The organism is Amycolatopsis sp. A1MSW2902 (assembly GCF_017312175.1).
GTDB classification, from domain to species: domain Bacteria; phylum Actinomycetota; class Actinomycetes; order Mycobacteriales; family Pseudonocardiaceae; genus Amycolatopsis; species Amycolatopsis nivea.
This window is the reverse complement of the sequence record NZ_QJPO01000001.1, coordinates 4,514,052-4,534,710: the sequence shown is the minus strand read 5'-3', so window position 1 is coordinate 4,534,710 and position 20,659 is coordinate 4,514,052. Positions and strand designations below refer to the sequence as shown.

At 66.5% G+C, this 20,659-nt stretch carries 15 protein-coding genes; 6 read left to right on the top strand and 9 right to left on the bottom strand.

Annotation, left to right across the window (positions count from 1 at the left end; all coding sequences use genetic code 11):
* The first annotated feature begins 1,140 nt into the window (after positions 1 to 1,140).
* On the top strand, positions 1,141 to 2,877 hold the full coding sequence (locus DMP23_RS20690) for an ABC transporter ATP-binding protein (RefSeq protein WP_337822183.1): 1,737 nt from the start codon (positions 1,141 to 1,143) through the stop codon (positions 2,875 to 2,877).
* Positions 2,874 to 4,700, top strand: a complete 1,827-nt coding sequence (locus tag DMP23_RS20685; protein WP_337822182.1) for an ABC transporter ATP-binding protein — start codon at positions 2,874 to 2,876, stop codon at positions 4,698 to 4,700. Before DMP23_RS20690 ends, DMP23_RS20685 begins: the two co-directional genes overlap by 4 nt.
* Positions 4,701 to 4,868: 168 nt before the next feature.
* Here DMP23_RS20685 and DMP23_RS20680 read toward each other — a convergent pair whose 3' ends face one another.
* From DMP23_RS20680 to DMP23_RS48065, 5 genes are all read right to left on the bottom strand, one after another.
* Positions 4,869 to 5,930 (bottom strand): PLP-dependent cysteine synthase family protein, encoded by a 1,062-nt coding sequence (locus DMP23_RS20680; RefSeq protein ID WP_337822181.1) that lies wholly within the window; start codon positions 5,928 to 5,930, stop codon positions 4,869 to 4,871.
* Entirely contained in the window at positions 5,894 to 7,036 is a 1,143-nt protein-coding gene (gene hisC / locus DMP23_RS20675; protein WP_337822180.1) for a histidinol-phosphate transaminase, read from the bottom strand. The genes DMP23_RS20680 and hisC overlap by 37 nt, the downstream gene beginning before the upstream one ends.
* Positions 7,037 to 7,097: 61 nt before the next feature.
* Positions 7,098 to 8,075: an ornithine cyclodeaminase gene (locus tag DMP23_RS20670; RefSeq protein WP_337822179.1), complete on the bottom strand. Its 978-nt coding sequence runs from the start codon at positions 8,073 to 8,075 to the stop codon at positions 7,098 to 7,100.
* A 29-nt stretch (positions 8,076 to 8,104) separates the two neighbouring features.
* Complete coding sequence (locus DMP23_RS20665; protein ID WP_337822178.1) at positions 8,105 to 9,367, bottom strand: alanine racemase; 1,263 nt, start codon at positions 9,365 to 9,367, stop codon at positions 8,105 to 8,107.
* Between the two features lie 499 nt (positions 9,368 to 9,866).
* Positions 9,867 to 10,190: a transposase family protein gene (locus DMP23_RS48065; protein ID WP_443111352.1), complete on the bottom strand. Its 324-nt coding sequence runs from the start codon at positions 10,188 to 10,190 to the stop codon at positions 9,867 to 9,869.
* A gap of 1,001 nt (positions 10,191 to 11,191) precedes the next feature.
* Between DMP23_RS48065 and DMP23_RS20660 the strand changes: the two genes are divergently transcribed.
* The 4 genes from DMP23_RS20660 to DMP23_RS20645 all read left to right on the top strand — a co-directional run bounded on the left by DMP23_RS20660 (position 11,192) and on the right by DMP23_RS20645 (position 16,041).
* Entirely contained in the window at positions 11,192 to 12,223 is a 1,032-nt protein-coding gene (locus DMP23_RS20660) for an ABC transporter substrate-binding protein (RefSeq protein WP_337822177.1), read from the top strand.
* Between the two features lie 79 nt (positions 12,224 to 12,302).
* Positions 12,303 to 13,331 carry a FecCD family ABC transporter permease gene (locus DMP23_RS20655; RefSeq protein WP_337822176.1) on the top strand — a complete coding sequence of 343 codons (1,029 nt, stop codon included), beginning with the start codon at positions 12,303 to 12,305 and terminating at the stop codon, positions 13,329 to 13,331.
* Positions 13,331 to 14,134, top strand: coding sequence for an ABC transporter ATP-binding protein (locus DMP23_RS20650; protein ID WP_337822175.1), 804 nt, complete (start codon positions 13,331 to 13,333; stop codon positions 14,132 to 14,134). The genes DMP23_RS20655 and DMP23_RS20650 overlap by 1 nt, the downstream gene beginning before the upstream one ends.
* A gap of 392 nt (positions 14,135 to 14,526) precedes the next feature.
* Entirely contained in the window at positions 14,527 to 16,041 is a 1,515-nt protein-coding gene (locus tag DMP23_RS20645) for an ISL3 family transposase (RefSeq protein WP_443111351.1), read from the top strand.
* 589 nt (positions 16,042 to 16,630) lie between these two features.
* Here the strand turns inward: DMP23_RS20645 and DMP23_RS20640 are convergent.
* From DMP23_RS20640 to DMP23_RS20625, 4 genes are read right to left on the bottom strand one after another with little or no spacing between them, the layout of a single operon-like run.
* On the bottom strand, positions 16,631 to 18,094 hold the full coding sequence (locus DMP23_RS20640; RefSeq protein ID WP_337822174.1) for a cation:proton antiporter: 1,464 nt from the start codon (positions 18,092 to 18,094) through the stop codon (positions 16,631 to 16,633).
* Positions 18,091 to 19,149 (bottom strand): methyltransferase, encoded by a 1,059-nt coding sequence (locus DMP23_RS20635; protein ID WP_337822173.1) that lies wholly within the window; start codon positions 19,147 to 19,149, stop codon positions 18,091 to 18,093. The genes DMP23_RS20640 and DMP23_RS20635 overlap by 4 nt, the downstream gene beginning before the upstream one ends.
* A 32-nt stretch (positions 19,150 to 19,181) precedes the next feature.
* On the bottom strand, positions 19,182 to 20,420 hold the full coding sequence (locus DMP23_RS20630; RefSeq protein WP_337822172.1) for a cytochrome P450: 1,239 nt from the start codon (positions 20,418 to 20,420) through the stop codon (positions 19,182 to 19,184).
* A gap of 12 nt (positions 20,421 to 20,432) precedes the next feature.
* Positions 20,433 to 20,642 carry a ferredoxin gene (locus DMP23_RS20625; RefSeq protein WP_337824426.1) on the bottom strand — a complete coding sequence of 70 codons (210 nt, stop codon included), beginning with the start codon at positions 20,640 to 20,642 and terminating at the stop codon, positions 20,433 to 20,435.
* Positions 20,643 to 20,659: the final 17 nt, after the last annotated feature.

Sequence of the window (20,659 nt, the reverse complement as noted above, 5' to 3'; positions counted from 1 at the left end):
GGCTCGCTCGGTAGGGAGTAGCTCTATAGCTTCCAGTCGAAGTTCCTTCGCCTGGTCTCGGAGGGCTCGGATCCATGTCTCGACGTTCTCCCGCCCTTCAGCCCGGGAACCTTTGCTCGCGGTCACAAAGTCTTCGACAGCGAAGTTGTCGAACGCATGCGGGTCGCGGCGTACTTTACTTCATTTGGAACGCTCCGACCAGCTTTGCTGGATTCGCCGGAGGATTCCTGCGAAGTAATGGTTGTAATCTTTCTAAGGATGAGAGCAGTAGTATTGCGTGATCTTGCGAACAGCGTCATGCAGGGGCGGAAGAGGTGTCGGGGCGACTGGCCGTGCAGGCGAGTGTCATGACAGGAGCTTCCTTGTAGGCCTTGAGGTCGGTCGGCGGGCGGTGAGGTTTGCGGAATGTCGCCGGTAGCTTGGAGTCGGGCAGGGTGCTGCGTTAGCAGTCTCGTCGCAGCTGGTTTTTCTGAACCGGGTGCGGACCGACGGAGTGTCGGCACGCACGCTGCGAGAGCGATGATAGCGGGATGTCGCCTGGGCCGCGGTCTGACCCATGTTCACGACTGGCCGATGCAGCTTTGCCTGGAATTTGTCGGGTCCAGTTCTTGCGGTCGTGCTGTCAGTCCGATGCGTAGGCGCCTGTGACCGCTTGACGATTGGCTGGCTCGCGGGTTTATCGGCAGAGCCTTCCCCTCGGTTGCTTCATTGTGGTTGCGGCTGGTCGGGGCGATGGCTGTGGGTTGGTCGGGGTTCTGAGGCAGGGGGAGTGCCGTCCGTGCCCGGCGTGGAGGCGGGGGAGCGGGCGAGGGCCTCGGCGGGGTTCATGCCTTCCAGATTGTTCTTCGCCTTTCGTGGCAGACCCTGCGGTTGGTCGCCGAGTTGGTCCGGGGAGCGTCGGCGGTTGTGGACCTGCTGGCGAAAGCCGGTCGGGCACTGGTGGTGCTGCACCTCGCCCGGCGGCCGAGCAGGACGGCGCACACCCGGCTGATACTGGTAACGGTTTTCATTGTAAGGTAGGCCTGGGTGGTCTGGTGAGATCGATCCTGCCTGCGACGTGGCGGCTGGCGGGCCACGTTCGAGGGGCTGAGGGGCTCACGTGTTCCGGCAAGCGAACGAGACTTTTGTGGAGGTGCGGTTGTGTGGTCGACGATCAAGTTGTTCCTGGCGTTGCGTCCGCGGGCCTGGACGGGGATAGTCGGTCTTGTCGTATTGATGTTGCTGATCACGGCGACGTATGTCGGTCAGGGTTTGCTGATCGCGGGGCTGCTGTTCACGGCGTTCTCTTCGGGTGACGTGGGTGGTCTGTTGCCGTCGTTGGCCCTCATCGGTGCGCTGCAGTTGGTGCGCATCGGCGTGATCGTCGCGCGGGATTCGTGGGCGCCTCGGGTCTCGGCGCAGGTGAAAGAGGCGGTGCGCGAAGGACTGACGCTCAAGCTGGTGGAGATCGGTCCAGGTCAGGCGCAGCGTTTGCGCACCGGTGATCTTCAGGCGACGTTGGTGGACTCTGCGGAACTGCTTGACCCGCTCGTGGGCCGGTTCGTGCCCGCTGTGGTGGCGTCTGTGCTGGGGTCGTGTCTGGCTTCGGTGTATGTGATTGCGGTTGATCCGTTGGTGGGTCTGGTTGTGCTCGCGTGTGCTTTGCTGGTGCCGCTGTCGAAGTTGTTCGGGGAGCAGGTGATCAGGGAGCGTGGCGGGCGCTGGATGGTGTCCTACCGCGGAATGTACTCCGAGAGCCTGGATGCTGTGCAAGGGATGGGGACGCTCAAGGCATTCAACGCTAGCGGCAGGCGCGGGCGGGAGATGCTTGAACGGGGCGAGGCGTTCTGCCGGGATTCCATCCGGCTGATGATCGCTTGGTGCGGCACCTCGAGCATCGGCGCGCTGATGGTGCCGATCGGCACCGCAGCAGCCGTGGGCCTGGGTGCTTGGCATGCATCGACCGGCACGGTGACTGTCGCGGGGCTGTTCACGATCCTGCTGCTGACCCGCGAGACCTTCCGGCCGATGACCGAACTGGAGGCAGCCTATCACTCGGCCTATTACGCTATCCCGGCCGGGCGTGCGGTCGCCGACGTGTTGCGCTTGGAACCGGACGCGCGCGACACGGCGACGACGGCCCCGGCGCTGCGGCAGAACCCTCCTGGACTGGAATTCAGCGACCTCCGGTTCTGCTATCCGACTCGGAGTGCGCCGGCTCTCGACGGGTTCAGCCTCACGGTCGCTCCGGGCGAGCGGGTGGCCATCGTCGGACGCTCGGGAGCGGGCAAGAGCACCGTGCTGGGGCTGATGATGAGGTACTTCGACGTTGACGAGGGATCCATTCGCGTCGACGGACGCGACATCTCGGAGTTCCCGCTTGCGCAGTTGCGATCCCTGATCGGCGTCGTGGCGCAGGACACCTACCTGTTCCACGGCACGATCCGGGAGAACCTGCAGCTCGCCAAACCCAACGCCACCGACGAGGAGATCCGCCGCGCGGTGACCGCGGCACAGGCGTCCGACTTCATCACTCGCCTGCCCCGGGGCTTCGACACGATCGTCGGCGAACGCGGCCTGAAGCTGTCCGGCGGCGAGCGCCAGCGCATCGCGATCGCCCGTGCTCTGCTCAAAGACGCTCCCGTACTCGTCCTCGACGAGCCGACGTCGAGTATGGATGCCGCCAACGAAGCGGAGATCACGCAAGCGCTCGGTGACCTGACCCGTGACCGCACGACGATCGTCATCGCTCACCGGCTGTCCACGGTACGCGACGCAGATCGGATCGTGGTGATGGACTCCGGCCGGGTAGCCGAGTCCGGCAGCCACCCGGATCTCTTGGCTCGCAAGGGCCTTTACGCCGAACTCGTTGCGACCCAGACTGGAGCCCCGGCATGACCTCGACCCTCCATATCCACGAGCACGGCCACGGTTACGGCCCCTCTGACGCCGTCGTCAGGCAGAGCGGCCGATCATTGGTCACCAGGTTGCGGAGCCTGATGCCTCTGTTGGGTGAGCACCGGCGCTTGATCACAGTGGCCTATCTGGCAGGCGTGTTGCACCAACTGTTTCTGCTCGGCTCGTCCGGGATCGGCGCGTACGTGGTGGCCCGCGCGGCCTCGGGAGCTTCGCTGGACCGGCTCGCCGGCTGGTTGATCGCGCTCGGCTGTCTGATCCTGCCGCTGGTCGTCCTGAGCGTCGCCGACAGCACCTACGCCCATGTCGCCGCTTTCCGTGCGCTGGCCGATACCCGGGCCAAGGTGTTCGCCGCCTTCGAACGGCTCTCGCCCGGCTATATGCTCGAACGGCGCTCCGGCGACATCGGCTCGGCCGCTGTCGCCGATGTCGAACAGATCGAACTGTTTTTCGCGCACACGCTCAGTCCGCTGGCCGTGGCGTCGACCGTTCCGGTGGCCACTACCGTTGCGCTGGGGTGGTTCCACTGGTCGCTGGCTTGTGTTCTGGTTCCGGTCCTGTTGTTGCTCGCCTCGGTTCCGGCGTGGTTGCGGCGTCAGGCCGAACTGCACGGGCACGAGCTGCGCGACTCCCTCGGCCGGATGAGCGCCGACAGCACCGACACCTTCCAGGGCCTGCGCGAGCTGGTGAACTTCGGCGCACACGCCCAGCGGCTCGGACTGCTGCGCAAACAAAGCGTCCGGCTGGCCAAGGCGAAGTCCGCGCACGGACGCCGCAGCGGCATCGAGTACGCCGCCACCGACACCATCGCCCTGCTGGGCATGCTCGCGGTGCTCGTCCTGGGCGCGCGGCTCGTCGTCGCGGGCGACCTCGACCGCTCCCTCTTCCCGGTAGCCGTCGTGCTCGCCGCGATGGCGATGCTGCCGGTTCTGAAGGTGACCGAGGTGGCGCGCGAGTTGGCCATGGTCGCGTCATCGGCAGACCGCATCAACACGCTGCTCGACGCGCCCGCCCCGGTCGCCGACTTGGTCGACAGGCCGCCCGAAGGGCTGATCGTGCCGCATGTCCGCTTCACCGACGTTACGTTCGCCTACCGCAGCGACCTGCAGTCCGCCGTGAAGAACGTCAGCTTCGAGGTCCGTCCCGGCGAGACCGTCGCACTGGTCGGGCACTCGGGCGCGGGCAAGTCGACGTGTGCCAGCCTGTTGCTGAGGTTCTGGGACGTCACCGGGGGGTCGGTGTCTGTCGGCGGGCACGACGTTCGCGATTTTCCACAGGAAAACCTGCGTAGCCTCATGACCCTGGTGCCGCAGGACACCTTCCTGTTCAACACCAGTCTGCGAGACAACATCCGTCTCGGCCGCTCCGACGCATCCGACGGAGAGGTCGAGGCCGCTGCGCGGGCCGCGCAAGCTCACGAATTCATCACAACCCTGCCGAACGGCTACGACACCGTCGCAGGCGAACTCGGGGCCCTCATGTCCGGCGGGCAACGGCAACGGATCGCGATCGCGCGAGCCCTGCTGAAGGACGCGCCCATCTTGGTGATGGACGAAGCGGTGTCCAACCTTGACGCCGCCAGCGAGCAGGCGGTGACCCAGGCCATGGACGAAGCCCGGTCTGGACGCACCACTCTGGTGATCGCCCACCGCCTCTCCACGATCCGCACCGCCGACCGTATCGTCGTCATCTCCGGGGGGCGTGTCGCCGAAACCGGGACCCACGAAGAACTCCTCGCTCTCAACGGTGCCTATGTCGAGCTGCTTGCCTCGCAACTCGAAGGATTTGTCGAGACCGCGCTCTGATCTGATCGTCTGGTGCAAAAAGCGTCCTGCCCGCGCAAACCGCGGGCAGGACGCTTTTTGCACCAGACGATCAGAGAAAATCTATCACAGGGCCCCCGGGACCCCGCGCAAAAGGATTGCCCAATTTCACCCATCGGGGAACGAGCAATCCTTTTGCGCGGGGGGAATTCAGCGGATTCCGACGGGTGCCTTCCTGGTCGAGTCCGCCGGGGTGGGCTGCGTCATGGTGGCGAGTCGGTCGACGACCTGGGCGTCGAAGAGGCCGTTGGCCGCCATCCACTCGTCGTTGAACACGGTGTCCAGGTACCTCTCGCCTCCGTCGCACACCAGCACGACGACGGTGGTCTCGGGTCCGACGGCCTGGGCCCGTTCCAGCGCCTTGTAGACCACGCCGCCTGCTGAGCCGCCGATCAGGATTCCGAAGTTCTTCGCCAGGTATCGACAGGTCTCGAAGGCTTCTGAGTCACTGACCTTGATCCCTTCGTCGAGCAGGTCGTAGTCGAGGACCTCGCAGATCTCCGAGATTTCCGGTGTTCCGGTGCCGGATTGGTGATAAAAAGCCCCATCGCCGCCGAAGGCGATGGAGCCGACCGGCTCGACACCGATAATCTTCAGGTCCGGGATACGCTCTCGCAGAGCGCGGCCGGTTCCGCAGAGCGATCCGCCGGTGCCGACTGCTCCGTACAGGTAGTCGATGTCCTCGCCCAGGTCGTCGCACAACTCGCGGGCGAGCGGCCGGTAGCCGTTGGGATTCCCGGGATTGCTGTCCTGCCCCGTCAGCCAGGCACCTTGCTCGGCGGCGATGCGGCGAGCCGTGGCGTAGCGTTCGGCAGTGGCCAGCCCGTCCTCGCCGCCGGAGACGTTGAGCAGTTCGGCACCGTAGGCGAGCATACCGCGCAGCTTGTCGATGCTGGAGTGGTTGTCCACCACCGCGGTGAACCTGTAGCCGCGTTCGGCGGCGATGAGCGCCAAACCGAGCCCGGTGTTGCCGGAGGTGGCTTCGACCAGCCATCCGCCGGGAGCGATCAGTCCCTGCTCCTCGGCCTCGTCCACCATGTTCCTGGCCATCCGGATCTTCGCGGTGCCGGTGGGGTTGTACTGTTCCATTTTCAGAAGGACCGTTCCTGCGCCGTCTGCTGCCGCGAGTTGGATCAGCGGCGTTCGTCCGACCAGGTCGGACACCCTGTTCTTGATCATCGCTTGCCCTTCGCGCAGATCGCCGTCAGACACCTGACGAAGACATCGTTTTCTTCGGGGATCGACAGTGAGGCTCGAATGAAGTTCTCGCATCCCTGCTCGCGCCACGCCTTGACAATGATCCCGGCACGGTGCAACTCCTGTGCCACCCGATTCGCGTCGTGGCCCGTGTCTATGAACATGAAGTTGGCCCAGGATGTCACCACACGGAATCCCGCGCCGCGCAACTGATCCGTGACCCTGGCAATTTCGAGCCCGGTCCGGTGGACCGTGTCCGCGAGATGAGCCTGATCGCCCAGCGCGGCGACGGCGGCGTCTTGGGCCAGCTGGTTGACGTTGTAGGGAGTACGAACCCGGTTTAGCGCGTGGGCCAAGCCGGCATCCGAGGCAACGCCGAATCCGACCCGGATGCCCGCGAGCCCGTAAGCCTTGGAAAAAGTGCGCAGCACGATCCACGGCCGGTTGCGCCCGCGCAGAACCGCGAGCCCGTCAGGGTACTCCGGATTGGGGCGAGCGAACTCGCAGTAGGCCTCGTCGAGCACCAGCAAGGCCGACTCCGGTGTGGCGGCCACAATGCTCTTCAGCTCTCCCACGTTGAGCATCGTGCCTGTGGGGTTGCACGGATTGGCGAGAAAGACGAGTTTCGGCCCCTCGGCGAGGGCATCGCGCCAGGCGAACGCGTCGAACCCGAACTCGGCGGTGACAGGGACCTTCTTGACCCGGGCGCCCATCATGCGGGGAAAGATCTCGTGCAGGCTGAACCCCGGTGCCTGCGTGGTGACCAGGTCGCCCGGATCGAGCACGGTCTGGCACAGCAGTTCCAAGATGTTCTCCGAGCCGTTGCCGAGCACAATGCGGTCGGCTGGCACGGCCACGCTCTTCCCGACGGCCTCGGCCAGCCGCTTGCCGGTGGGGTCGGGATAGCGGGAGACGCCGTCGGTCAAGCGCAGGCGCACAGCTTCGGCGACCGCGGGAGAGGCGCCGAACGGGCTCTCGTTGTTGGACAGCTTGATCACGCGGGCGGCACCGCTGAGAGCGGCCACCTCTTCCGCATCGGCGCCGGGGTCGTAGGACGGCAGGGCCGCCACCTCCCGGCGCACCAAGGACGCCGCGATCGCCGGTTCGAGGACGTGATTCATGAGACGACCGCCTTCGTGCATTCGGCCTCCGGTAAAGCGCCGGTCTCGGTTGTGGCGACCCTCACCAGAAGTCGACCCTTTCCCCGCGCCCGGCCGCCAGCGCGAGGTCGGCGATGTACCGGCCCAGCGCGGCGTCGGTGACCGCCATGCCGCTGTTGTAGGCGAAGACGACGTCACCTGGATCGCGCCGGGCCCGCGCCCGGCCGAGCAGGATGTCCGGCAGTTCGGCGTCCACCGGGGGCAGGCTGCCGTCCGCGGCTCGAAGTTTGCCGCAGGTGACATGCATCTGGGTGGTGTTGGTGGCGATCCGGTAGTCCGCGCCGTGGAACACGTCGTGCACGCCGTAGCCGAGCAGCACGGCGATCGATCCCGGTTTCACCCACTCGCGCTGGACGACCTCCGTCACGGACAGACCCGAGGCGCCGATCAGGATGTCCGCTTCGCCCGCGGCTTTCCGGAGATCGTCCACGATCTCGACCTCGCGGCCGTCGACGCTGTCCTGCACGGCGCGCAACCCCTCGGGATAGGTGCCGAACACCTGCAGCCGCTCCAGGTCCGGAAGCGCCGCGAGCAGCATCGGCAGAGCCATCTGCCCCTGGACGCCGGTGCCGACGACCAAGGCGCTGCGGGCGTCGGGGCAGGCAGCGCGGGCGAACAGCGCGCTGGTGGCCGAGGAACGCAAGGGCCCGAGTTTCACGACGTCCATCAGCGCGATCGGCGCCCCGGTGGTGTCGTCGGCGATGAAGATGAACGAGTGGAACCGGTAGCTGTCCCGCATGCGGCTCGGATCGAACTCGTAGACGGCTTTGAAGCACACGGTGTCGCTGGCGGCGTCCCTGGCCACCATCGAATAGCTCAGCGAGTGGTCGTCCGAGTCCTCGATGACGGTTTTCACCGGGCTGTCCGACTCCTTTTCCCGCACTGCGCGGTAGGCCTGCTCGACCACCTCGAGCACCTGCCGGAAGTCGAAATCCAGGCCTTCTTGGTGCGATTGCGGCAGCAGCCACAGCTCTCCAGGCGCGGCGTAGCTCTGTGCCATACGAGACTTCTCCTTCGTGTCGAGGTTGCTCAGATTCCGTCCAGTCGCCAGCGCGGCGGACCGTCTTCGCCGAGTCGGATGACGGCCTTCGCCGGCAGCGGGGCGTCATGGAACCGCGATTCGAGAAAGTCCATGTGGTAGCCGGCGGTGTTGAGGTAGACCAGGTAGTCGCCGGGCCGTACTGGACGGGGGAACCCGATCTTTCGCCAGGTCACCATGTCGTTTTCCAGGCAGGTCGAACCCGCGACACAGGCCGGGAACAGTTCGTCGGCGGCGGGTTCGGCGGAGAGCAGCACGGGATCCGGGAGATAGTCGGTGTTGAACCACGGCTCGCTGAGACTGAGGCTGTTGCCCGCGACGGTGACGATCGCGTACCCGTCGGCCTCCCGCCGGTCCTCGACCTGCTGCACCCGGTAGATGGTGAAGCCGGCTTGGTCCAACAACGCCCGGCCGGGTTCGACAATGAAGCGGATGCCGTTGTCGGCTGCCTTCGCCGCCAGGCTCTTGGTGCCGTCGACGGGGTGGTTCATGAGCGTGCGTGCCGCCTGAGCGGGGGACTGCCCGCCGTACGGGTAGAAGGAGAAGCCTTTGGCGGCTTTGGTTCCGTGGTAATGGTCCGGCTCGTTCCGCTTGAGGAACTCGGCCCAGAGCCGCGGCTCGACATAGCGCATCGGCAACCCGCCGCCAATGTCGACCACGTCGGCAGAGCGCGCGCCACGCCGCCTTGCCTCGAGGCAGTGCTCGATCATTTCATTCGCTGCCGTCGCGCGTTCCTGTGGGGAGTAGCCGTTCAGGTGAAAAGAAAATCCCTGAAACCACACATGCTCCGAGAGGCCCACGCACAGGTCGACGGCCGCGTCGAGTTCAGCGGAGACCATGCCGAAACGGCTGCCCGGTTGTCCGGCCGTCCTGCATCGCAGCAGCACCCGGACCCGCCGACGCGCGCGCTGTGCCGTCGTGGCCAGCCTCCGGAGTTCGCTGATCGAGTCGATCGCGACCGAACAGCTGTGCTGGACAGCAAGGGAGTGCAGAGCGTCGTCCTTCTCGGGACCGGAGACGCCGATCCGGTGTCCGGGCACTCCTCCCGCCAGCGCTTGGACCAGTTCGGGCGCGCTGGCGACGTCAATTCCGGCGTCGAGGGCGGAGGCAGCGGACACGAAGCAGCCTGCTTTGTTTGCCTTCTTGGCGAAGTAGACGTCGACGTCGGCTCCGGTCTCGGCGAACGCCGTCCGGAGGCTGGCGATGTTTTCCTCGAAGACCTCCGGCAACACGACGTGCAGCGGTGACCCCAAGCCGCCCAGGAGGTCGGCGAGCAGGGCCCGGTGATCGTCGAGAAGTGCGGAGACCGCAGGATGACGGAGGGCGGTGAGCGGGAAGGGCGGGACTGTGGTCGCTGGAGGACCTTGTCCTCGGGGAGGCGTGAGCACCCTGGCACCATAAATGAAAACGGTTGTCATGAGCAACGGGCTGTCGGCTGCCCCACACTGTGCCGCAGAGGTGATCGGACGGTGTTGGGGGCAAAGGAAACGGTCTGCAAGGGGGGCGATCGTGAAAGCGGTTGCGGCAGAAGCGATCTGGTTGGGCGTGGTGGGCCGAGCGACTGCGGAACGCCTCCGGGTCGGAGGGCATCCGGTTCTTCTTGTCCGGTTGAACGGCGAGGCGCGATGATCGTTGCTGTCCGCAGCAGGCGGCCGATATCGAATCTCCGTCGCCTCGACGTTATGGCCGGACTCCTGACGGCGACCGCGGGATGTGTTTCCGCCAGATAAAAACGGTGGCACTCGGATGCGACTAGAACAGTCGTCCCGATGGGGTTTTCTCAGTAGCGTCCGTGGTGTTCGTGATGTGGCGAAATGCTCGCGAGCGGGTTTTGAGTATGGCGGCGGCGCGTTCGCCGAGGCAGCGCAGGCGGGTGTGGAGCAGGTTGCGGGTGTGTTCGTCGAGGGTGAGCGGGGGTCGGCCGGTGGTGTTCTTGACCGGGGTGAGGATGCCGGTGCCGGCTGAGTGGTAGGCCTTGTCGGCCGGGGTTTTCAGGCCCTGTGCCGCGGCGGCGGTGAGGGTGCCGGTGATGCCGTGGTCGCGGGCGGCGGACAGGTTGTTGCGGGAGCCGGGCAGATCCAGCGCGGGAATCCGTCGGGGCTGGCGAGGAACTGGATGTTCCCGCCGAAAGCGCGGTGTTTGCCGGAGTACCAGAGGCGGACGGTGGTTCCGCGGTTCTTTCCTTTGGTTTTGGTCGTGGTCGCGGCGACGTGGTCGCAGGCGATGAGGGTGCCGTCGAGGATCACGTGCGTGTCCCCGGCGGCGCGCCGCCGGGCGAGGACCTGGTGCAGGTCGGGGGCTTGGCCGGCGAGCGCGGTGACGGCTCCGTGCAGGTACCGGTAGGCCGTGGCGATGCCGATCGGGTGGTCAGCGCCCGCCTGTCCCGGCGGGTGCAGCGGCGGCGGCGCTCGGCGGACAGCGCACGCGCGACGAACAAGGCAAGCTCGCGCGCCACGTCGAGCGTCGCACCATAGGCAATCACGTGGGGTCTCTGGAATTCCCGGACTTGATCTTCAGCAAATCCAGTCCTACCAGCGGCCCCACGCCTCGCACCCGGGCGATACACGCCCCACCCAGCCCTACCGAGAAAACCCCAGTGTGCTCACCTGTGCTGGACCAAAGGCTGTCGGCCCCTGCGCCGCCTAAACAGTGTAACCAGTGTTGCCCTCATCGGTGACGGTCCGGCGAATCCGGGGCGGCAGCGAGAATGAAGCTTCCGCTGGCGTATCTGCCATGGAGCTAGAACCTCGGTGAATTGTGATGGCGGCTCAGGTGTTGTTTGCCGCCGCTCTGGCGGAGCTTGTGCTTTCGGTCGGTACCGCTGCGTGTGGCGGGGCCAGCGGAAGAGTGGGTCGGCTGCAGCCTCGTGCTGCCTGTGGAGCTGTGCGGTCTGGTCTGCGAGATGCGCTGATCCGGCAGTGTCAGGTGCCCCGAATGCTGCCGGCGGCAGCGCTTGGCGCGTTGCCGCCCGTGCTCGGAACCGTGATGCAAAGAGACGTTCCGACCTGATCAGTGCGTTTACCCTGCCCGCAGCGTGGCTCGGCGCAGTCCTTGCGCGATCTGCTATCTTACGTCTAATGAAAATGAAATCGGGTATCAATGTCATGATCGCGACGATGTTGGTTGTGCTTGCAGGCTGCGCGGGCGGAAGGAGGGATGCCTCCAACGCAGGGGGGCGAGAGGATTCGGCGGGGCAGGGTGCGACGTCCTATCCGTTCAGCATCAAGAACTGCGGCACCGACGTGACGTTCGAAGCGGCGCCGAAGAGAGCCGTCACGATGAACCAGACCGCGGCTGAGATCCTCATCCGATTGGGGCTGGGGGACCGTATCGTCGGATCAGGCTACGAGACCTTCAAACCGCCAGACGATATCGCCGACCGGTACAGGAAAATTCCGATTCTGTCGGGGCGCAAAGAGACGATCAAGCACGAGAAGCTGCTGGAGGCGCAGCCGGACTTCGTCTATAGCAGCTTCGCAAGCTTCCTCACGGCGACACAGGGCGGCGAACGAGATCAGTTGCACAAGCTGGGCGTGCCGACCTACGTGACAGAGTTCGACTGTGCGGAGCACGTCAGCGTGGCGGGCGCGGATTTCCCGATGCTGTACGAAGAGTACCGACGGCTGGCCAGGATCTTCGGCGTGCCTGCTGCCGGGGACAAGCTGGCGTCCGAGCAGCAGGCCGTGGTGGACAGGGCGCTCGGCAACGTCAAGAAGCGGAGTACGCCGCTGAAGGTGATGTGGTTCTACTCCTCCTACGGGGGAACTCCGTGGGCGGCCGGTCCCGGCGGGCTGCCGCAGCGCGTCTCCGAACTGGTCGGTGTCAAGAACATCTTCGACGATGCGTCGACCAAATGGGCCGAGGTGAGCTGGGACGAGGTCGCCGCCCGGAATCCCGACGTCATCATCCTGGCCGACTTGACCCGAGGCGAGCCCAACGACACCGTGCAGGAGAAAATCAACCTGCTCAAGCAGGATCCGCTCACGAGCAGGCTCGATGCAGTGAAGGGCAACCGGTTCGTGACCATGCTCGGTGCGCAGATGGATCCGAGCTACGGCAGCGTGCAGATGGTTCCCGAGCTCGTCGACGGCCTGAACAAACTCCAGTGAGCAGCCGACCGTGATGACGAGAAGCTCGCCGAGAACCGCGAGCGACACCACCCCCCCCTCGACCGGTGGGACAGTCCCGGTGCGACTGCGGCGCACCTCGATCGCGTTTCTCTTCTTAGCGGCCGCCGCCGGGCTGATTGTGTCGATTCTCATGGCGTCCCTGTTCGGGAGTGCCGACATCAGCCCGTTCGACGTGGTTTCCACCATCCTCCGGCATATCGGCCTCGACGAGATGGCCCCTGCCCCGGCGCTGCCTAAACTGCTGGACGCTCTGATCTGGGAGTCGCGCTTTCCGCGGGTGCTGCTCGCCGCCGCCGTCGGCGCGGCGTTGGCTGTCTCCGGTGCGGTCCTGCAAGCGATCACCAGGAATCCCCTGGCAGACCCGTACCTGCTCGGAGTGTCATCCGGTGCCTCCACCGGTGCAGTGGCTGTTCTCCTGCTGGGCATCGCCGGGGGTATCTCCCTCTCGACGGGGGCGTTCGTCGGTGGCCTGGTCTCCTTTGTCCTGCTGCTGGCGCTGCTCGGCGGGGGGCGCGTAGCCAGCCCTTCCCGGGTAGTGCTCACCGGCGTGCTCGTATCCCAGTTCTTCGCCGCGATCACGTCGGTCATCCTCATGGTCAGCGGCGACGCGAACTCCACCCGCGGCTTCACCTACTGGTTGCTCGGCACGCTCTCCGGTTCCCGCTGGGAGGGGGTGACCGTCGCTGTCGTGATCATCTTGGTCGGCATTCTCGCAGTCCTGTTCTTCGCGCCGGCCCTGGACGCCTTCACCTTCGGCTGGGACTCCGCTGCTGCACTGGGGATCAACGTCACTGCGGCCCGCGTCTCGCTGATGGTGCTGACCTCGATCATCACCGCAGCCGCCGTGGCGTCCTCCGGAGCGATCGGTTTTATCGGGCTGCTCATTCCGCACGCTGTCCGCGTCCTAGCGAGCCCAACGCACCGCCTTCTGCTCCCGCTGTCCGCGATCGTCGGCGCTACCTTCCTCATCTGGGTGGACACCTTCGCACGCACCGCGTTCTCTCCCCACGAATTGCCCGCCGGAGTCATCACCGCGCTGCTCGGCGCGCCCGCGTTCGCGCTGGTTCTGAAGCGTCTGGAGTCGTGATGGGACGTATCACCGCCACCGAACTGTCCTGGTCGATCAAGGGGCACCGACTGCTCGACCACATCGACCTGGCAGCCGACGACGGGAAGACCGTCGGGTTGCTCGGTCCCAACGGGTCAGGTAAGTCCAGCCTGCTGCGCCTGCTCGCCGGATTGCGTCGTCCTGACAGCGGGACGGTGCGCTACGGCGACACCAGCCTGCACGCCCTCGGCCGCCGAGTGCTCGCCCGGCGGCTCGCCGTCGTCGAGCAGGACGTGACCGCTCACAATCACGTCAGCGTCCGGCAGATCGTGGAGCTCGGTAGGACCCCCTTCCGCGGCCGCTTCGACGCGCTGACGAAAGACGATCAGCGGATCATCGACGCGGCACTGGAGCGCGTCGACATGACCGACAAACAGCATCAAAACTGGCATACCCTGTCCGGCGGGGAGAAACAGCGTGTCCAACTTGCCCGCGCCCTCGCCCAGGAGCCGAAAGAGATCCTGCTCGACGAACCCACCAACCACCTCGACATCCGCCACCAACTCGAACTCCTCGACTTACTCAGGACACTGGGCCTCACCTGCATCGTCGCCTTGCACGACCTCAATCTCGCCGCCCGCTACTGTCACCACATCGTCATCCTCGATCACGGGCGAGTAGTCGTTGCCGGTGCCCCCGATGCCGTACTGACTACCGAACTGATCGAATCGATCTATGGTGTCAACGCGCTGATCGACCGAGAATCCGCTTCCGGCGCGCTCCGGATCACCTACCTGGCCGCTGCCACATCGAGAACGGCCGAGGCGGAAGCCCGCACGTAAGAAGGGAGGTCGCACAGGCTGCTGGGACGAACTCGCGCTGCGCGCTGGTGACGACTGTCGCCACATCTCAGACAGGGCAACCGAAGCTCGGCAGAGCGGTACGCAGCGCCGGTCCAACGACGCCGCTGCGGACTTCACTCCACGCGGGTGGATATCTCAAAAACCACGCGGTTCATGGGCACTACCCACAGCTGACTTGGCCAGGCCGCACGGCGGGGGACGACGTGGCCGACTTGCCTGTCTCTTGACGGTGCACGGAGTTCTGGCTCTTCCGCCAAGGGACTGTAAAAACGAGCGGCTCTGGCCCGAATCCGGTGGTAGCTGTGCGTGTCGGTGCATGTCGTATGCGGTGCCGCCTGTCAGCGTGACGCCAGTGCAACGTTGATCAACTTCTGAGGTTGGTGTTCTCGGGACTGTCTTCCCTGGTCATCGAGGGCGTTGAGGATGATGCGGGAACACTCGTGGTGTCGGCATCGACGCATCCTGGACCGGTAGCCTGCCCGGGCTGCGGGGCGCCGGTGGAGCGGGTGCATAGCTACTTCGCCCGACAACTCGCCGACGTCCCAGTCGGTGGTCGGCGAGTCCTGATACGGCTGCGGGCGCGGCGGATGCGCTGTCCCTCCCTTGACTGTCCACAACAGACGTTCCGTGAACAGCCCGCCGGGGTCGTCGAGCGCTACCAGCGACGCACTGTGCGGCTGGCTAAGCAGGTGGGCGGCGTGGTCCGGGAGCTGGCCGGGCGTGCCGGCGCGCGGGTGCTGGGCGGGCTCGGCGTCGCGCTGTCACGGCAGACCGCGCTGCGGGCCTTGATGCGGCTTCCGCTTCCCGATCGACCGGTGCCGCGCGTGATCGGGGTGGACGATTTCGCGCTGTGCAAGCGAAAACGCTACGCCACTGTGATCATCAACGCGGAGACGGGCGAGCGGGTCGACGTGCTGGGCGAACGCAAGACCGAGGTACTCGAAGCCTGGTTACGGACCCACCCCGACATCGAGGTCGTCTGTCGCGATGGCTCGGCCGCCTACGCCGACGCGATCCGCCGTGCCCTGCCCGACGCGATCCAGGTCGCCGACCGGTGGCACCTCTGGCACAACCTCGCCGAAGCCGTCATCAAAGAGGTCGCCGCGCACAGCAGCTGCTGGGGCAAGACCGGGCCACCGCCGCGAGAGGGAATCCAAGCCCGGACCACCCGGCAGCGCTGGCGGCAGGTCCATGACCTGCTCGATTCAGGTGTCGGCCTGCTGGAATGCGCCCGCCGACTGAATCTCGCACTCAACACGGTCAAACGCTACGCCCGGATCACGCAGCCAGAGCGGCTGGCCCGGGCGCCGAAATACCGCCCCACGCTGGTCGACCCCTACCGTGAGCATCTACGACACCGCCGCCAGATCGATCCCGCAGTCCCGGTGAAGACGCTATTCACCGAGATCACGCAGCTCGGCTACACCGGCAGCCTCAACCTGCTCCAGCGCTACATCACCCAAGGTCGCGTCGAATCCGACCGGCCCGCGATCTCCCCGCGGCGCCTGGCCCGCTACCTGCTCACACGCCCGGACCGACTCAAAGACCACCAGCGAGAACGGCTCGACGCCGCCGCGGCCTCCTGCCCCGAGATGACAGCCCTGGCCGGTCTCGTCGCCGATTTCGCCGCCCTCCTGGCCCCCACTGCCGGCAACGATGTCCGCCTCACTGGCTGGATCGAACTGGCTCGGGGCGAGGACCTGCCCCATCTGCACGCGTTTACCCGCGGGCTTGAATTCGACCGCCGCGCCGTGAATGCCGCCCTCACTTACTCATTCCACAATGGACGAACCGAAGGCGTCAACACCAAGACGAAGCTGATCAAGCGGCAAATGTACGGCCGGGCTGAATTCCCGCTCCTGCGCCACCGCGTCCTGCTTGGCTGAACTACACGGCGTCACCACCGGAAGTGAGCCAGAGCCGATCTCGGAACAGTCCCCACCCGTCTCGGTGCGACGTTCAGATCACATTCTGTGGTGACGTTCAGGTCGTGTAGGCCGCTATCTGTCGGGTGTTGCTGACGCGCTGTCGACGGCTGCGTGCCGGCGGCACCGGTGAGCTGTGGTCCGACGGTGCCGTAGGTGATCACGAACTCGTGGGCTCGGAGTAGCTGGATCAGCTGGCCTGCCGCTGAGGTGTCGTCGGCGTCGAGATCTGGTGGTAGCCCGAGGGTTTTGTGGACGAGGCGGGGGAGTGCGGCGAGGAGTCCGCCTTCGCGGCAGTAGGTGTTGCGGAGTCTGGTGGGTCTGCTCGAACAATCTCTCTGGATCTGATCAACCACCGCGCCGAGGACCTGTACACGGACGAGGACATGACTGCCGAGTTCGCCGAGGGGCTACCCGAGACCCGTACGACTACGACTTTGACAGCCTCTGCGGCGTGCTGTTCGAAGACGAAAACCACATCGGCTTCCTGTCTTCGGAGAGCGCTCCAGCCGCACCCGGCGAGCTGGATCACCTCGTTGAACCCTTCCATTCACAGAGAGAGCGCGACCCGAACAGCGGCTTCCGCCGCTGAACAGGAACCCTGTAGGCGTGCCACAAGCGCCCGCCTGCAGGGTCGTGCAGTGCGGTCGACGTGCCGCTTGGGGCGGGCGTGCCGGGCGAGACAGAAGTCTGGGCCTCCAAGGACTGAACCGTCCACATCGAACCCCGGCCAGAAATTGTTGTGTGGTGAGGAATCCATCGCATCCCGTTGTCGCGGAACGACTTCCGGCACCGGGTCAGGTGTCGCCGGACCGTCGTGCCACCGTGTCCTCATGGCGATGTGGCCTCGTGTTCGCCGGTCGGGCACGGTCAGCAGCGGTCCGGTCATCGCCGTGGTCACCAGCGCCATCACCACCATCAACGAGTACAGGTCCTGGCCGACCAGGCCCGATTGCAGGCCGATCGTGAGGATGACGAGTTCGGTCAGGCCGCGGGTGTTCAGCAGCACCGCCAGTGTGGTCGCGTCGGGTGCCGGTACTCGTTGCAGCCGGGCCGCGACGTAGGCAGCGCCCGCCTTGCCGACCACCGCGACGAGCAGAACGAGGACGGGGTCGAGCAGTCGGGTGCCGACCAGGTCGGACAGGTCGACCCGTAGGCCGGCGGTCACGAAGTAGACCGGCAGCAGCACCGAGGTGATGGTGCTGACCTGACGTGCCGTCCCGACCTGGTCCGCGTTCTTCGGAAAGACGAAGCCGAACAGGAACGCGCCGAACGCGAAGTGCAGGCCGAGCCACTCGGTGGCCCCGCCGGAGGCCAGTACGCCGACGGTGACGACCAGCAGCCGGGGTGTCGCGGTCGTGGTGAGCAGGCGCGACAGCAGCGGTCGTACCGCCAACAGCATCACCGCCAGGTACGGGACAGCGAACAGGAGCCGTGCCGGGTTGCCGTCGCCGACCAACGCGACGACGCCGGTCAGCACCGTCCACACCACCACGTCGCCGATCGCGGCGATGCCGAGTGACATCGTCCCCAGCGGGGTTCCCCGCAGCTTGCGGTCGGCGAGAATCCTTGCCAGGACCGGGAATGCGGTCGCGCCCATCGCCACGCCGAGGAACAGCACGAAGCCGAGACGGTGCTCGGTCGGGTAGGCGGGCAGGAGGTACCAGGCGAGCGTCGAGCCCAGTGCGAACGGCACCAGCGTGGCGCTCGCCGCGATGGCGACGATCACGCGCCTGCGCTCGTTGATGAGCGACCGGTCCAACTCGAGCCCGATCACGAACATGAACAACGCGACGCCGACGTCGGCCATCGGTGCCAGCAGCGGGCGGACGTCCGGCGGGATCAGTGTCGTGGACAGCTGTCCGGCGAACAGCGTCGGGCCGAGTGCGATCCCGGCGACGATCTCGCCGATCACCGCGGGCTGGCCGAGTTTGCCCGCCGCGGCACCGAAGAGGTGGGCGATCAGCAGGATTAGCGCCAGGTCGACCAGCAGGAGGGCGACCTGATCGGTCATGCCGGCCCCGGTTCCGCCTCGATGCAGCTGGTCATGGTGTACGGCAGCAGCCGGGTCACGCCGGTGACGGTGAAGCCGGCGCGCGCGCAGACCCGCTCGAAGTCGGCCTGGGTGCGTTCGCGCCCGCCGAGGTTGACGAGCATGTTCAGGTCGTTGAGGTAGGCGTACGGGTCGTTGCCGTCGACGGTGTCCGGCAGCACCGACTCGACGATCAGCAGCCGGCCGTCGTCAGGCAGGGCGCGCCGGCAGTGGCGCAGGATCGTCACGACCTGGTCGTCGGGCCAGTCGTGCACGACGCTCTTAAGCAGGTGCAGGTCGGCGCCGTCCGGCACGGCGGTGAAGAAGTCGCCCGTCTCGACGGTGCACCGCCCGGCGACGCCCGCCGCCCGGAAGTTCTCGGCGGCCTGTGCGCCGCCTTCGGCGGTGTCGAAGAGGATTCCCCGCAGCGTGGGGTGTTCGCCGAGGATGGCCGACAACATCGTGCCGTCCCCGCCGCCGATGTCCAGCACGGTCTCGAAGCGGCTGAAGTCGTAGTGTTGCGGCAGGGTGGCTGCGACCTCTCGGGTGCCTTGACCCATTGCCGCGTTGAACAGCGCGGACAGCTCCGACTCGGTCCGCAGATGGGCGAACAGGTCGGTGCCGTGGAGGTCGTCGAACGCCGGTAGTCCTGTGTGGACACTGTCCGGCAGCCGTAGCCAGGCCGCTGTCAGCAGTGGGTCGGTGAGTACCCGGGCCACCGCGTACAGGGACATCGGATGGTCGGCCCGCAGCTGCGCGCCTGCTTCGGTCAGGGCGAACCGGCCGGACGTCGGTTCGCTGAGGATGCCGAGCGCGGCCGCCGCGCGCAGCACCCGGACCGTGGTGTGTTCCGGCGTGCCCAACTCGTCGGCCAGCTCGGCGGCGCCGCGGTCACCGTCGCCGATGCGTTCGCTCAGCCGCCATCGCGTCACCTGCCCGACGACGTGCGCGGCCATGCCGCCAAACACCAGCTGCGCCAGCCTTCCCTGGGCGGCTAACACCTCGGCCATGTCGGTAGTGTCGGCGATGTCGGTCATGCCGTCCTCCGCTGTTGTCGTAGGGGTCGGGGTCAGGCGGTGATGGGGAGACTGAGAAAGCCCCGGACCGACTTCGACGGGCGAAGGCGGGGCGTGCCGATCAACCGGATCCGGGGCAGGCGTTCGCTCAGTGCCCGCAACGCGACCTCGCCCTCGATGCGGGCGAGCTGGGCGCCGAGGCAGTAGTGGATGCCGCCGGCGAAGGCGAAGTGTTCCGGCGTGTCGGTGCGGGTGATGTCGAACGTGTGCGGGTCGATGTAGACCTCGGGATCGCGGTTCGCCGACGCCAGCATCGTCAGCACCGAGCTGTTCGCCGGGATCCGCTGCCCGGCCAGTATCGCCTCGGTGTTGCAGACCCGGGTGGTGACGGGGATCGGTGGGTCGAACCGCAGCACCTCTTCGACGGCCCGGCCGGCCAGTTCCGGGTTCTCCCGCAGCGACGCCCACGCGTCGGGGTGCCGGGCGAACTGGAATACGCCGTTGCCGATGAGGTTGACCGTGGTGACGAACCCGGCGATGAGCAGCAAATGGCAGGTGGCGAGCAGTTCGTCGGCGCTCATCTGACCCTGGTCGGCCGCCTCGACCAGGACGGTGATCACGTCCGAACCGCGTTCGCCCCTGCGCTTATCCGCCAGCTCGGTGAACAGCTCGTTCAGCGAGGTGACGGCCGCAGCCAGTTCGGTGGCCGTGCGGCCGGGCAGCGGCCCGTCGAGGGCCTGCGCGGTGAGGGTGCCGCAGCGCGACACCTCGTCGTACTGGTCGTCCGGCACGCCGAGCAGGTCGCAGATCATCTTCATCGGCAGCGGCGCGGCGAAGTCGGCGATGATGTCGAACGGCTCGTCGGTGCGGCCGATCCGGTCGAGCAGACGATGGGCGGTCTGCTCGATCCGCGGCCGGTACCCGGCGAGCTGCTTCGCCCGGAACGCGGGTGCGACCACCCGGCGCAGCCTGCCGTGTTCCGGCGGGTCGAGTTCGAGCAGCGACGGGGCCAGGCCGAGCGGGAGCCGCTGGTACTCGTTGAGCGTGCCGGTCGAATCACGGAAGCCGAAGTCGGGACCGCGCAGCACCCTGGTGCACAGCTCGTGCGAGGACACCGCCGAGTAGCCGATCCGGCTGCGGTAGACCGGGCCCTGTTCGCGGATCCGGTCGTAGACCGGCCACGGGTCGCCTCCGCACAGGAACAGCTTGGCGACCTGGTCGCCGGACGCGGCCATCAGGTGTCCCGCGGCCCGCGCGACGTAGTTGCGGGCGGTCTTCTTGAAGCTGGACAAGGGTTCTCCCGGTCAGTCGCGGTGTTCGGTCGGCGGTTCTGGCAGCAAGATGGCTTCGCTCGGACACGTGCGCACCGCTCGGCGGACCATGTCCAGCTGGTCCTCGGCGGGTTCGGCGACGAGGAGGATCACGGTGCCGTCGGTCTCGTCCTGGCCGAACACCGCGGGTTCCATGAGCACGCACTGTCCGGCACCGACACAGCGGTCGGTGTCGACCACGATCTACATCGGTCCTCCCA